A 13,435-nucleotide genomic window follows, 5' to 3' on the forward strand; every position below is an offset into this window, starting at 1 on the left:
CAGGGAACCTCGGCCGGGGAGTGTGCCGAGGTTGCCCGCGGCTTTGTGTGCTTATAGATCGTGTCGTCAGGGAGACCTGCTGTGAGTGATCAGACCTCGACCTCACTGTTTTCCCGAATGTCGGACACCACCCGATGGCGCCGATCGGCTCCCGGTGTGCCATTGGAACGTCCGCTGCGTTGGTGGGTGCTCTACGCGGTGGTGCTGACGGCGGTCTTCGCCAACCCGCTGGGGGAGTACGCCCGCTTTGCCTGGAAGACCGAATTGTACTCGCACGTCTTCCTCATTCCTTTCATCACGCTTTATCTCATCTGGCAGCGGTGGGGCGAACGCCCGGCCCAGGTGCGGGGCGCTCCGGTCCTGGCCGTGGTCCCGGCGATGCTCGGTCTGGCAGCGCTGCAGGCATCCCGGTGGTTGGGTACGGCCGGCCTCCTGTCCGAACCGTGCGATCGACTGGTGTGGCCGGTGGCGGCCTGGCTCTGCTTCCTGTGGGCCGGCATCTTGGGCTTCTTGGGCAGTGGCTTTGTAAGAACCTACCTGTTCCCGTTGTTGTTCCTGGTGTTTGTATTGCCGATGCCTTCGATGGTGCGCGACGGGGTGGAGATCTTTCTGCAGCATGCCTCGGCGGAAGCCGCCGCGGGGATGTTTTGGCTGACGGGCACGACCTTGTTTCGGGATGGGTTGGTGTTTCAATTGCCGGGTTTGACCATTATGGTGGCGCAAGAATGCAGCGGGGTCCGCTCCACCTATGTGCTTTTCATCGTGAGCTGGGTGGCCGGCTACTGGTTCCTTCGGTCCTATGGACTGCGCGCCGCCCTGGTGGCCTCGGTCCTGCCGTTGGCGATCCTGCGCAATGCCTTTCGCATCGTGACCATTTCGCTGCTGACCATTCACGTGGATCCCCGGATCATCGATTCGCCGCTGCACAGTCAGGGCGGGCCCATCTTTTTCGCTCTTTCGCTCGTTCCGTTCCTGGCGCTGGTCTGGTGGCTGCGCCGGCTGGACCAGCGAAGGGTGGGACCCTCGGCGGCGCCGGAGGGCATGAGCGCCTCGGAAGGCCGGCCGTCTGGTCATCCTCCGGATCAGCCCGGTGGGATCGGCGGTAGGTAGCGGATCGCGGAGCCACGGGCATGGACCCCAAACAGGCGCAGTCGAGAGGCCGAATGCACATCGGAGTCGGGGCTGGAGGTCTTTTGGAGGGATTGGAGAGAATCGAGGAGTGACGGAGCGGACAGCGAAGGAATGACATTATGAAACCACGCATGTACCAGGCCATTTCAGCGAGGGCCCAAGGGCCCTGGGCCCTGGCGGTTCTGTTGGGCGCCGGTTTGTTGTTGGTGGGTTGCTCGCGGGAGGCCCGGTTGGAACGGCACCTTTCTCGGGGCCAGACCTTGATGGAAACCGGGGACTACGACCGCGCCGAAATCGAGTTCCGCAACGCTCTGAAGTACGGCGGCACCAACCGAGCTGCTCTGACGCAGCTGGGTCGGATCTTTCATCAGCAGGGCCGGGTGTTGGAGGCGTACCAGGTGCTGCGCGCGGTGACGGAGCTCGATCCGAACGACGTGGAGATGCGCCTGCTTTACGGGCAGACCCTGCTGGCGGTGGGCAATCCCAAACAGGCAAGGGAACAGGCGCTGTTTGTCGTGAGCCGGGCGCCCACGAACAGCGAGGTTTGGATGTTGTTGTGGGACACCACGCTGACCACAAACGATTTGGCGGAGACGCGGCAGTGGCTCGAGAAACTCCGTCCATCCGGATCCGTTTGTGCCGGGTATCACCTGGCCTGGAGCGGCTTGTACGGTCGGCTCGGGGACCGGGCGCAGGCAGAGGCGGCCGTCCGGCGCGCGCTGGAGGTCGAGCCGCGCTCGAGTGCGGCCCATTACGCCTGGGGAGTCATCCTGGCGCGGTCCGACCGGATCCGCGAAGCGGAGGCCGAGTTCAAGGCCGCGGCGGATTTGGCGCCGGTCCGCTCGGGCTATCATCTGCGCTATGCCGAATTCAAAGCGGCCACCGGCGATCGCACCGGTGCGCGGGCGGTTTTGGAAGAGCTGGTGAAACGTGCCCCGGACTACCTGCCGGGCTGGACCGAGCTGGCCAAGTTGGAACTGGCCGAGCGCAAATGGGACGCGGCCGAGCAGGCGCTGCGCAGGGTGCTGGCCCGCGATCCGATGAATCTGCCGGCGTTGTTGCTCCGACCGCAACTGGCCGTGGCCCGGGGGCAGTACACCAACGCCGTGACCGAGCTGGAGAAGGTGCTCAAGTTGATGCCCAACCATCCGCGGGTGCTCTACCAGTTGGCGTTGGCCTCGCTGATGGTGAATGACGTCAGCCGGGCCGTCAGCAGTCTGGAACAGGCCCTGCAAGGGGCCCCCGATTACACCGATGCCGTGGTCCTGCTGGCCGAATTGCGTTTGCGTCGCGGCGATGCCGCCGGCGCCATTCAGTTGCTGACCCCCGTGACCGCAAGACATCCCGAGGAGTGGCAGGCCCGACTCCTGCTGGCGCGCGCGCATCAGGCCCGGAATGAAGTCGATCAGGCCCTGGCGGTTTACCAGGGCCTGGCCCGCGATTTTCCCACCAACCCCACGCCTTACCTGCTGGCAGGGCTGGTGCAGCGGCAGCGGCAACAGCTCGATGCGGCACGGTCTTCCTTCGAGAACGCCGTGCGTGTGCGGCCCGGTTACCTGCCCGCCGTCGAACAATTGCTTCAACTGGACCTGGTCCAGGGCAGACCGGACGTGGCGCGACAGCGAGCGGAGGCCGAGCTGAAGCGACACACGAACTCACCGCTGCCCTGGATGCTTCTCTATCAGGTCCACATCTTCCAAACGAACCTCGCCGAGGCCGAGCGTGTCCTGTTGAAAGCCGTCGAGGTGGCGCCGGACTATCGGCCGGCCCACACCGAACTGGCCCGGATCTATGTGGCCACGGGCCGACAAAAGGAGGCCGTCGAACGTCTGGAGAACGTCATCAGGGCGAATCCCAAAGACATTGTCTCGCTCATGCAGTTGGCCCTGTTGCACAGTGAGCTGACCAATCACACGGCCGCACGCGAGGTCTATGAACGCATTCTGAAGTTGCAGCCGCGTTATGTCCCGGCTCTGAACAATCTGGCCTGGTTGCTCGCGGAACACCTGGGGGAACTCGATCGTGCATATGAACTGGCCCGACAAGCCGTGGACTTGCAGCCCGGCGAGCCGGCCACGGCCGATACGCTGGGTTGGATCCATTTCAAGCGCGGGGAGTACAGCCGCGCCCTGCCGTTGTTGCAGGACAGCGCCCGAAAACTGCCCGAGGAACCGGAAATCCAGTACCACCTGGGCATGACCCACTACATGCTGGGCGAAGAAACGCCGGCCCGGGTGGCGTTGCAAACGGCCCTTCAGCTGCGACCCGACTTCCCGCATGCCGCGGACGCGCAGCGCCGCCTGGCCCTGCTGGACCTGCGACCCGAAACTTTGAGCGCCGCGCAGATCAGCGAGCTGGAGAAACGCAGCCAACAGGACGGGCGGGATCCGGTGTTGTGGGCGCGCCTGGCAGAGGCGTATGTCCGGCAGGGACAATGGCCGCGCGCCATTCAGGCCTACGAAAAGGCGCTGGAAATTGCACCGGGTTCGGTGGTGTTCATGTCGCGATTGGCCCAGTGCATGGGAGAGTTACCGGACCGACTCGACCGTGCCCTGGAGCTGGCGCGGCGCGCCCGCGAGTTGGCACCCGATGACGGCCAGGTCGCCCACATTCTGGCACGTCTGGCCTGGCGCAAGGGCGATCAAAAGTGGGCGGCGAGCCTCCTGGAGGAAGCCGCCCGGCGGATCCCCCAGGATGCCCGGATCTGGTATGATCTCGGCTGGGCTCGTTACAGCCTCGGCCAGGTTTCCGCGGCCCTGGAAGCGATGCGACAGGCCCAGGGTCTGAAGCCCGATCCGACCCTTGCCCGAGAGATCGAAGAGTTCCAACGCCTGGTGGCCTGGTCGGCCCAGCCGCCCACGGCGGCCGCGGAGACCGCCCGTTTGCGCCAAACCGCGCAGGCACGGACCAACCATGTGCCGGCGCTGGTGGCTCTGGCCGCGCTCGAGGCCCGGCAGGGCAACGCAACGGAAAGTGCCCGGTGGTATGAATCCGCTCGCGCGATCTTTCCCAATTTCACGCCGGCCCTGCGCGAGCTGGCGCTTCTCTACGGCGGACCTCTCAAGCAACCGGAAAAGGCCTACGAACTGGCTCTGCGGGTGCGCGAGACCGACCGCAACGACCTGGACATCGCCCGCCTGGTGGGAGTCCTGGCGCACCAACGAGGCGATTATACCCGGGCGGCGGCTGCCTTGAGCGAATACACCCGACAACGCCCCAACGATGCGGAAGCCTTCTATTACCTCGGCCTGACCCAGCAGCGACTGAAGCTCGTGAACGAGGCGCGTCAGGCGCTGACCCGTGCCGTTACTCTGGATCCGAATGCCGGGTTTGTGGCCGAGGCGCGCAAAATCCTGGCCGAGCTCAAATAGAAAGAAACGCGACCCGAGCCGGTCCGGGGAGGGTTCAGCCCGGCCGGTCTCGACTCCGACGCTGCAGGGCCATGTTCTCAGGAACATGGCCCTTTTCGTTGTTCCTGAGCCCGTTTCAGGATCGAGGGAATCCCAGACAGCTTGCAAAGGTCTCTTCGAACTCCGGGAGGGTGTGCAGAGGCACATGCACCACGCTCCGGCAGATTCGAGCCAGAATGGGATCGTCCGGTCCCCGGAGGGAGAGGGCAATCCGTGCTCCTCGCAATGCCGTGTTGCCCGCGGACTGCACGCGTGCCGGGTCAACTTCCAGGAGCCCGATGCGATGCGCACTTACCGGATCCAGTGCGTTCCCAAATGCCCCGGCCAGGTGGATCTGATGGATCGCCTCCAGGGAAGCGCCGCACTGCCGCAGCAACAGTCGCAGGCCTGCGGCGATTGCCGCCTTGGCCAGTTGGAGTTCGCGAATGTCCTGTTGCGTCAAATGCACGGAGTCCGTCAACGGCAGAAGCCCGGGCAACTCCAGGCGGCCTCCGGGCGTGATCCATCCCATCTCCAGCGCGGCGGCCACTGCGTCCACCAGGCCGCTGCCGCAAATCCCCCGCGCAGGGCCGCCCCCGAGCACCTCGCAGACCAGTCGTCCATCGCGAATTGCCACGCGGGCGATGGCGCCCGCGGCGGCACGCATGCCCATGGTGAGGCGCGCCCCTTCGAAGGCCGGTCCGGCTGCCGTGGAGGTACAGTAGAGTTGTCCCTGCTGCGCCACCACGATCTCGCCGTTGGTGCCGAGATCGAGCAACGCTTCGCAAGCTTGGGCCTCGTCCAGTCGGGTGGCCAGGATCCCGGCCAGGACATCGCTCCCCACGAAGCCCCCCAGGCACGGGAGAAACCAGACACGCACGTCGTTGGGAAGGTGCCAACCGAGCTGGTCCGGCCGGAAGGGTTGTGCTTCGGTGGTGACCGGTTCGAAGGGGAAGCTCGCCAACGATTCCACCTCCAAACCGCTGAACAGATGATGCATGACGGTGTTACCCACCAACACCACCGTCCGCAGCGCTGCCGGGCTGGCGTCCGAATCCCCGATCAGGTCCCGGATCATCTGATGAATCTGCCCGCGGCAAAGTTCGGTCAATGTATTCCGTCCTCCGGGCTGCAGGGCGAACTCGAGTCGGCTCACCAGATCGGCCCCGTGCCGTGCCTGGGCGTTCAACGCCGTTTGCACAGCCCTTACCTCGCCGGTCCGCAGATCGACCAGTTGCGCTGCGATGGTGGTGGTGCCGACGTCCACCGCCACGCCGAGACCCTCGCCCGGCTGCCACGGCACCGGGCGCTCGTCGGTCAACACCGGCACCTGCCATTGGGCCAGTTCCAGGACAAGATCCGTTTCCGCCACGGCTTGACAGGCGAGTCGCCACCCGGCACGACGTTCCTCCGGCCGCAGCCGTTCTCGGTCCGCCGCCGTTTCCGGCAGCTCGCCGGACAACACGCGCACGCGGCACCCGCGACAGCGACCCCGACCCCCGCAGGGAAACTCGACGCCTTCCGGAAAGAGAACCTCCGCCAGCGGTTGGCCGGCCGGCGCCTTCAGAATCCGACCCGAGGGCAGAAGGTGGATGGAAATGAGTGGTTTCATTCGCTTCGCCCGGGTCGCGAACCTCGTGGCTCGGCCTCAGCAGTCATGGGCTTCCGTCGGGCCAGTTCGCTGGCATAGTGAAGCCCCAACGTGGCGGCGTGACGACGTGCCCAGTCGGTCAGTCGGATCACGCCCGTGGCCGGAACATCGTCCACGGCCAGCAGCCCTTGCATGAGACCGGCGATTTCGTCCCGGGTCAGCATCACATCGTCCAAGAACCATCCCAGCAGCCGCGCCGCCCACCAGCCCGTTTCCGGCGAAACCGAAAGAATGGGACGGGGACAACCCAAGAGTTCGCCCAGTTGCTCCAGCAGTCCACGGTAGGTGAACGTCTCCGGGCCGATCGCATGGATCAGGCAGCAGTCGGGTTCTTGGCCCGCTTCGACAGCCAGTGCGGCCAGGTCCTCCACGTGAATCGGTTGCAGCCGATACGATCCATCGCCGAAGACGGCCATGACCGGCAGGTGGCGCAGGCACCAGGCGATGTTGTTGATGAGAATGTCGTCCCCGCCGAAGAGGACCGCCGGCCGCAGGATGGCCCAGGAAAGGCCCGACTCCTGCAGGGCCCGCTCCAGACGCGCCTTGGCGCGGAAGTATGGCAGGGGCGAAGCTTCGGATGGATTGGTGATGCTCACATGCACGACGCGGCGCACGCCGGCGGCGCGTGCGGCCTCGAACAAACGGAGCGTATTGGCCACGGCACGGTCGAAGCTGAACCCCGCCCGGTCGAAGCGCACCCAGTAGGTGTTGTAGAGCACCGCAGCACCCTGCAGGGCTTCCCGAAGCCGTGCCGGATCGTCGAAGGCCAGCGGGTGCACCTCGATCGGTCGGTCGAACAACTCCGGCCGGGGCCTGCGGTTGGTCAGCGTGCGCACTCGCACACCCAGGGCCAGGAGACGCCGGGCAATGTACCGACCCGAATAGCCGAAGGCGCCGGTTACGACGTGAAGCTCATCGGAAGGCATGGGAGCGGGAAGTATCGATCGGGACAGAAGAGCCACTGTTCAGGGAGAATCCTGCGGAGACCGTGCCCTGGTCATGGGGAATGGGACCTGGCGTAGGTGACCATGGCGTGAAGGTTTTCCGGGGGCGTGTCCCGGGGCACCTCGCAACCGGCACCCACAATGAAGCGGGCGCCCGCGGCCTGGTGACAGGCGGCCACTGCGGCGGTGACCTCCTCCGGTGTGCCGTCGCGCAGCACCCGCACCGGGTCCACATTTCCCAGCAGGACCTGCCCGGGGCCCATGGCGGTGCGGCCCTCGGCCATGGGCACAAGAAAGTCGAGATCCACGATGTGACAGCCCAGTCGCCCCATGCCCGAAAGGATCCTCCGCGTGTTCCCACAGATGTGCAGTCGGGTGCGTCCTCCCAGGGCGCGGATGCCGTCCATCAGCCGTTTTTCGTACGGCCAGACGAACGTTTCGTAAAAGCGGGGTCCGACGAGGGAGGCGGCGGCATCGCCCACACCGATGAGGTCGGCCCCCGCTTCCAACTGCGCCCGTGCGAACCGCAGTTCCATTTCGACCACGAACTCGAACAGATCCCGCACGAAGCCCGGGTCGTCGTAGAAATCGAGCATCAGGGCGTTGATGCCGCGCAGGTCGGCTGCCTCGGCGACCGGCCCTTCGATCCAGCCCTCCACGAGCAGGTCGCGGCCCACGCGTTCTTTCAAGAGGGCCACGGCGCAAACCGCGTTGTGCATGCGCCCTCCGCCAAGGGGATCGGGGATCCGGAGACGCGCCAGGCGCGTTTTGTCGGCCAGCAACGCATCCTCTTCCACCAGCGCAGCCGGCTGATGATCGAAGAATTCCACCCGCGCGCCGCAGTCGGCTGCCTCCCGCGCGGGATCGGACATCGTATTGACGTAATCGAAGCCGAAGCGTTCCGCGGTCCGGATTTGGCCCTCGACCAGCACGCGGCAATCCGTGCAGTAGTCGCGATAGCGGGCGCCGATCTGGTCACAGGCGAACATCATGGTGATGGGCATGACCGGAAGATGATCCACCGGTTGTCCCTCCAGATGCTTCAGAATCCGTTCACGACCGGTCATGGACTCACTTGGGGAAAGCGCCGACGCCGAGGGTTTGCCAGTGCTCCCCGCCCTGTGGGCGGAGACTCCCTGTTCCCGTTCAAAGAGAGAGACATGGTCGAGAAGCCTTCCGTTCCTTGCCAAGTCGGGGCGGACGGGCTGCCCCCTAGGCACTGCGGGTCGATGAAAATATCAACGTCGGTGGAGCGGGCACCTCGCATATCCGCATTGGAACGCAAAGCGGAGTCGGTCGGCAAGTGTTTTGCTCGGGCCGGCCGACGGGAAGGGCCATCGGGGACCCGCGACGGCTACCGGACCCCAAATCCGTAGCCGCCGACGTCAGTCGGCGGAACGATTCTCCATCCGCCGCCTTCCGGCGGCGGCTACCGACCGGATTCTGTGCCTCAGCCCACAGATCACGCAGATCACGCAGAATCCTCAAATTCTCCCGCAGGGCCCGCAGAATGCACTCGATGGAGGGCCCGCGAATCCCACAGAACACGCAGACAGTAAGGACCTGGTTTCCGGAAAGGGGAGAGGACGAAGCCAGGCGAAAGATTCGCTGCGGCTGCGACACCCCCGCTGTCTCGTAGCCGCCGACGTAAGTCGGCGGATTTCGATCTGGTAGCCACCGACGGTAGCGGGTGGACCATGATCAGTCGGCGGACCGATCCAATTCAGGTGTTTTTGCTTCTGCGTAATCTGCGTGCTCTGTGGGCTTTTTCTTTCTGTGTGTTCTGTGGCGTGACTCTGGTAGCCACCGACGTGAGTCGGTGGAGAGCTCCCTCGAGTTTCGTCCGCCGCCTTCCGGCGGCGGCTACGAGACCCTGAGATCTGTAGCCGCCGATGGGAATCGGCGGATTCATTTGGGATCCACTGGCAATCCTGTTCGGAGCAGCCTTTCAGGTCGTGGATCAGTAGCTAGTGCTTGGGTCCGCCGCCTTCCGGCGGCGGCTACGAAATCCCGAATCCATAGCCGCTGCGGTCAGTCGGCGGACCGATCCTATTCAGGTGTTTTTGCTTCTGCGTAATCTGCGTGCTCTGTGGCGTGACTCTGATAGCCACCGACGTAAGTCGGCGGAAGCACTCCAACCGAGGGACAGTCCGCCGCGTTCTTGCGGCGGCTACGAACGGGCGAACTACACGGTTTCCGCCGGCTGGAGACCGGCGCAGGCACGGCTCGGGAGACCTGTGGCACCGAGGCGCGACGGCAGTCGCTTCAGGAAATCGGCTGCGACGGCGTTCGCAGAGAGGTTTCCCGTCGAGTGAGTCGGTTCCCGTTCTCTGCGCGGTCTGCGCAATCTGGTTTTCGCTTCCGCGGGGTCTGTGTGATCGGGTGGGCTTTGTCTTCTGTGTGCCTTGCGGATTTTCGTTTCTGTGGGCTGCAAACCGCGGCTGCGCCGGGTCGGGGCGACCGCCCGTCTCACTGGGCGCCCGAGCTGCTACCCGGCCCCGGACGCGGTGGCGGTGCGGGTCGCGAGGGCGCCGGCCTCGGCGGCTGCGCCGGCCGGGGACCGATCCGCACCGAGCGTGCCACCATCCGACCGGTCTCGTCGCGCACGTAGCTGATGCCCACCTCGTCGCCCACTTTGGCATCCTCCAGGATCGCTGGTTTGCCGTCCTTGGTAATGCGCGTCTCCGAAGTGATGTACACCACCGAGTTGCCCACCTTGATCGTTTTGTGGATTTGGTCGACTTCGGCGATTCGACCGGCCAAGGGGCGGGGTCGGTTCTGAGCCGGAGCGGTTGTTTGCGACCGACGTTCGCCGGCCGGGGCTGCCGCTTTTGGTTCGGAGCCCTCGCCTCCCAGGAGGATGGGAGCCGCACATCCCAGCATGGCTGCCAGGCCCCAGATCGCGAAGGTGCGTTTCATGACTCGACTTTTGGCGGTAGGTGACTTGGTTTGCGGGCTCGACGTTGTGCGACGGGCCCTCTGCCGCCTTCCTAGCACCCTGCGATGCTCCGTCAAGTCCTAAGAACGTCGCGGCCTGGCTTTGGCCAGCGGGGTCGGCGACCGGTCCTCTGTTTCCATGGGTTCCTTTTGAAGCTGGCGCAGGGCTTCCAACACTTCCGCCGCATGGCCCGCGGGCCGCACGCCATGCCAGATCCGACGGATCCGACCCTCGGGATCGATCAGGAATGTTGTCCGGAGCGTCCCCTCGATCGTTCGGCCCATGAACCGTTTCCGGCCCCAAACCCCGTATTGTTGCACCAGAGAACGGTCCGGGTCGGCGAGCAACAAGAACGGCAACCGTTGGCGCTCGGCAAACCGGGCGTGGGAGGCCACCGTATCGGTACTGACACCGATCACCACTGCGCCCAGTTTTTGGAATTGCGCATGGGCGTCGCGGAATTCGCAAGCCTCCCGAGTGCAGCCGGGCGTGTGATCCCTGGGATAGAAATAGAGCACCACCCACCGGCCCCGGAAGTCACGCAATCGGAACGGGCGACCGTCCTGGGCCAGGGCTTCGAATTCGGGTGCAGGTGCACCTTCTGGCAACCGGGGAGTTTGCGGTTTCATGACTCGGATTTGTGGATCTCACTTCCCTGGTTTGGGAACGGGGCCGAACTTCGCGCTTCCGCCGCTTGCGGGGCGGCACGCGGCGGCAGCGACGGTCCGCTGCTGGGACTGGCGCTCAGTTGACGGACCCCGTCCCATATGTAAAGCAGACCGGAAATCCCGGTGGTCACCGCGGCCGCCAGGGCAAGCACGTCCAATGCGGTCCCGTGCCACTTCAGGAGCACCCAGATGACGACGCTCATTTGCAGGACGGTGGCGACCTTGCCCACCCAGCGGGGACGCACCACGGCCTTGCCCACGGTCATGTGAATCACCCCCAGGCCGGCCACCAAGAGGATGTCCCTTCCGAGAATCGTACCGGTCAGCCACAAGGGCACACGCTCCAGATATGGCGCGTGATCGAAGCTCAGCAAAACCATGGCCGACACCAGGAGCAGTTTGTCGGCCAGCGGATCCAGCACTGCGCCCAACTCGCTCTGCTGGTGAAAGTGCCGTGCCAGGAAACCATCCACGGCATCGCACAATGCGGCGACGGCAAAGCAGGCCAGCCCGACGTACCGGTGAATCTCCAGCCCCGTTTGCACGTAGTAGAGCACTTCGACCACGAAAAACGGGATCAGCAGCATCCGGAGGATGGTCACCTTGTTGGCCGTCGTCATCGCCAATCAGGGAAAGGAACCCGGGTGCTTGCTGACAAGGTCAAAACGGACTGCGAAAGATGCGGGAATCCGGGACCGTCGCTCAGCGGCCCCACGCGGTGCATCGCGTCGATGCCTCTGGTGCCGGGCCCCGGGCCGGGCGGAAGGCGAAGAGGCTTTTTCAGCGCTTGCTGCATGGGCAAACAGGCTGCCAAGGTGGTCCCAACGTCATGCGGAGCGGAATCGAAGGACGGGTCGGGCGCAGGGCAGGACGGCTCCCGGTGCGGGCGCCGCGGTGTCGGCGGTTTGGTCCGCACGGCCGATGCTCGGGGCCGGCGGGTTTGCAGAAACGGTCGTCATGAGACGGGTTTGGATTCCAGACCGGTTGCGGTGGCACCTGGTGGTGGCTGCCGGGCTTGCCGTCGTTCTGTACGCGGTTGGCTTCGCGTGGATCGAGCACCGGCGTGTTCGGAACGGTCCGTGGGAGATTCAATTCCAACCCGAGGAAGTTGCGCATCAATTGGTGCTGCAGATCCGGCAATCCCGGCTTGGGTTGGATTTGATCGAGGTGGTCCTCCCCTGGCCGGGGGACCAACCGCTTCCGGCGGCGGAGCGGGTCCGCTTCGACCAAGCCCGGGCGGTGCCCTTTGCTGTGCCCGGGGGGCGATGTGTCTTTCAAGATTTGCTGTTTTTGCCGGGCGCAGTGGTCCTGGATCTGCAGGGGACGACCATCGAGCTCCTTCCGCGCGTCTTGCGAATCGACGGGCGAGAAATCCCGTGGCATCCGCCGCGACGCGTGGAAGTGCAGTCCATAACAAGTCAGCCGGTTGGTGCGCCCGCGACACGGTGAGTAGCCCACCGCGTCACGGCCAGCTCAGTTCCACCCAGATGGGTAAGTGATCTCCTCCGACGGGAGGGCCGACCTCGAACCGAATCACCCGCAGGTCCGGCGTGACCAGCACGTGGTCGATCGGAATCCGCCCGAGGGGAAGGGAGGCCGGCCAGGTGCCACGGCCCACGGGGTGTCGTACGGGACGCAGCCCGCGGTCACGGACGAGTTGTCGAAAAACCGGACTGGTGGGCGCCGCATTGAGATCTCCCACGAGCATCACAGACGCCGGTTGCGCGCGGACCCACACCGCCACTTCCCGCAATTGGTCGTTGCGAAGACGTGCGTATTCGGCGGATCCCGGCGGCAGGGGATGTGTTCCCAGCACACAAAGGCGGCGCCCGGCCTTTTCCAGAGTGACTGCGACGGAGGGCACCTCGGCCTCACCGAGTGTCAGGATCTCGGCATGCGTCCAGGGGAGGCGGCTCCAAAGGGCGATCCCAAAGTTGTCCGGGCGCGGCGCGGCTTGGAGAAAGGGATGGGTGGCGCCGAGCGGCTCCAACTGCCGCATCCAGCGATCGTCCACTTCCATCAAGAGCACGAGGTCCGGATCGACTTCACGGATACAGTGCAGCACGCGGTCGGCGTGGGGATTGAGAGTATGGACGTTGATGCTGAGGACGCGCAGGATGGGGCCGGGGGCCGGTGCGGTGGGGGCAACTGCCCAGGCTCGGGCCTGGAGGATGGGGATGAGGTTCAACAGCACGCCCAGGCATGCAGCCGCCGCCCAAGTCGGGCGTCGCTGCAGAATCCACACTGCGCCCAACCCGGCCAGAGCCATCAGCAGGTGCAGCCGCCAATGGGTCAGCAGTTCGAACAGCCAGTGCCAAGAGCCGGCGAAGCCCCCTGCGGTGGCGAGGAGAGCCAGGAGGGTCGTCTTCTCCAGGAGCCCCCGGATACTGAGGGGCGCGCGCGCAACACGTCCGGGGACGATGTCGTTCATTGTCGGTCTTCATCCATGTGATGCCCGGTTGGTCCATGCAAGTACGGCAGGGGCAGAACCCGAAAAGCAAGTCCGCAGCAAAGCTGGGATCGCTGGAGCAGAGTACTGGCGATCCCACCCGCGCTTGCGCAACAGCCTCGCAGAAGGTGGGGGCGTTCACCTCGCCACAACGGCTCCTGCACGAGCCGCACGGGTGGCACTGCTGTTCAGCGTGCCTTGCGCGCTCGAGAAACAGCGCGGCCGACCCGAAGGCGGGAGGCTCGGTGGCCCCGGGTCCCCGTGA

General features: G+C 65.2%; 10 protein-coding genes. 3 read left to right on the forward strand and 7 right to left on the reverse strand.

All coding sequences use genetic code 11. From position 1 onward, the window contains the following. Positions 1 to 117 precede the first annotated feature (117 nt). Both ACPDIT_RS08820 and ACPDIT_RS08825 read left to right on the forward strand, forming a co-directional pair. On the forward strand, positions 118 to 1,110 hold the full coding sequence (locus tag ACPDIT_RS08820; protein WP_423442835.1) for an exosortase/archaeosortase family protein: 993 nt from the start codon (positions 118 to 120) through the stop codon (positions 1,108 to 1,110). Between the two features lie 140 nt (positions 1,111 to 1,250). After that, positions 1,251 to 4,502, forward strand: coding sequence for a tetratricopeptide repeat protein (locus ACPDIT_RS08825; protein WP_423442836.1), 3,252 nt, complete (start codon positions 1,251 to 1,253; stop codon positions 4,500 to 4,502). A 115-nt stretch (positions 4,503 to 4,617) separates the two neighbouring features. Here the strand turns inward: ACPDIT_RS08825 and ACPDIT_RS08830 are convergent, their stop codons facing one another. The 6 genes from ACPDIT_RS08830 to ACPDIT_RS08855 form a co-directional block, all read right to left on the reverse strand. Next, complete coding sequence (locus tag ACPDIT_RS08830) at positions 4,618 to 6,132, reverse strand: ASKHA domain-containing protein (protein WP_423442837.1); 1,515 nt, start codon at positions 6,130 to 6,132, stop codon at positions 4,618 to 4,620. Continuing rightward, positions 6,129 to 7,097 carry an SDR family oxidoreductase gene (locus ACPDIT_RS08835; RefSeq protein WP_423442838.1) on the reverse strand — a complete coding sequence of 323 codons (969 nt, stop codon included), beginning with the start codon at positions 7,095 to 7,097 and terminating at the stop codon, positions 6,129 to 6,131. The genes ACPDIT_RS08830 and ACPDIT_RS08835 overlap by 4 nt, the downstream gene beginning before the upstream one ends. A gap of 71 nt (positions 7,098 to 7,168) precedes the next feature. Then, complete coding sequence (locus ACPDIT_RS08840) at positions 7,169 to 8,182, reverse strand: uroporphyrinogen decarboxylase family protein (protein ID WP_423442839.1); 1,014 nt, start codon at positions 8,180 to 8,182, stop codon at positions 7,169 to 7,171. A gap of 1,402 nt (positions 8,183 to 9,584) precedes the next feature. Further along, entirely contained in the window at positions 9,585 to 10,034 is a 450-nt protein-coding gene (locus tag ACPDIT_RS08845; RefSeq protein WP_423442840.1) for a DUF5666 domain-containing protein, read from the reverse strand. Between the two features lie 99 nt (positions 10,035 to 10,133). Next, complete coding sequence (bcp, locus tag ACPDIT_RS08850; RefSeq protein ID WP_423442841.1) at positions 10,134 to 10,682, reverse strand: thioredoxin-dependent thiol peroxidase; 549 nt, start codon at positions 10,680 to 10,682, stop codon at positions 10,134 to 10,136. After that, a complete protein-coding gene (locus tag ACPDIT_RS08855; protein WP_423442842.1) occupies positions 10,679 to 11,341 on the reverse strand; it encodes a CDP-alcohol phosphatidyltransferase family protein in 663 nt (220 codons plus the stop codon). Before ACPDIT_RS08855 ends, bcp begins: the two co-directional genes overlap by 4 nt. Before the next feature lie 337 nt (positions 11,342 to 11,678). On the opposite strand from ACPDIT_RS08855, the gene ACPDIT_RS08860 reads away from it, so the two are divergent. Next, a complete protein-coding gene (locus ACPDIT_RS08860) occupies positions 11,679 to 12,170 on the forward strand; it encodes a hypothetical protein (protein ID WP_423442843.1) in 492 nt (163 codons plus the stop codon). A gap of 13 nt (positions 12,171 to 12,183) precedes the next feature. On the opposite strand, the gene ACPDIT_RS08865 is transcribed toward ACPDIT_RS08860, so the two are convergent. After that, entirely contained in the window at positions 12,184 to 13,152 is a 969-nt protein-coding gene (locus ACPDIT_RS08865) for an endonuclease/exonuclease/phosphatase family protein (protein ID WP_423442844.1), read from the reverse strand. Positions 13,153 to 13,435 lie beyond the last annotated feature (283 nt).

This window comes from Limisphaera sp. VF-2 (assembly GCF_049537125.1).
GTDB lineage: Bacteria > Verrucomicrobiota > Verrucomicrobiia > Limisphaerales > Limisphaeraceae > Limisphaera.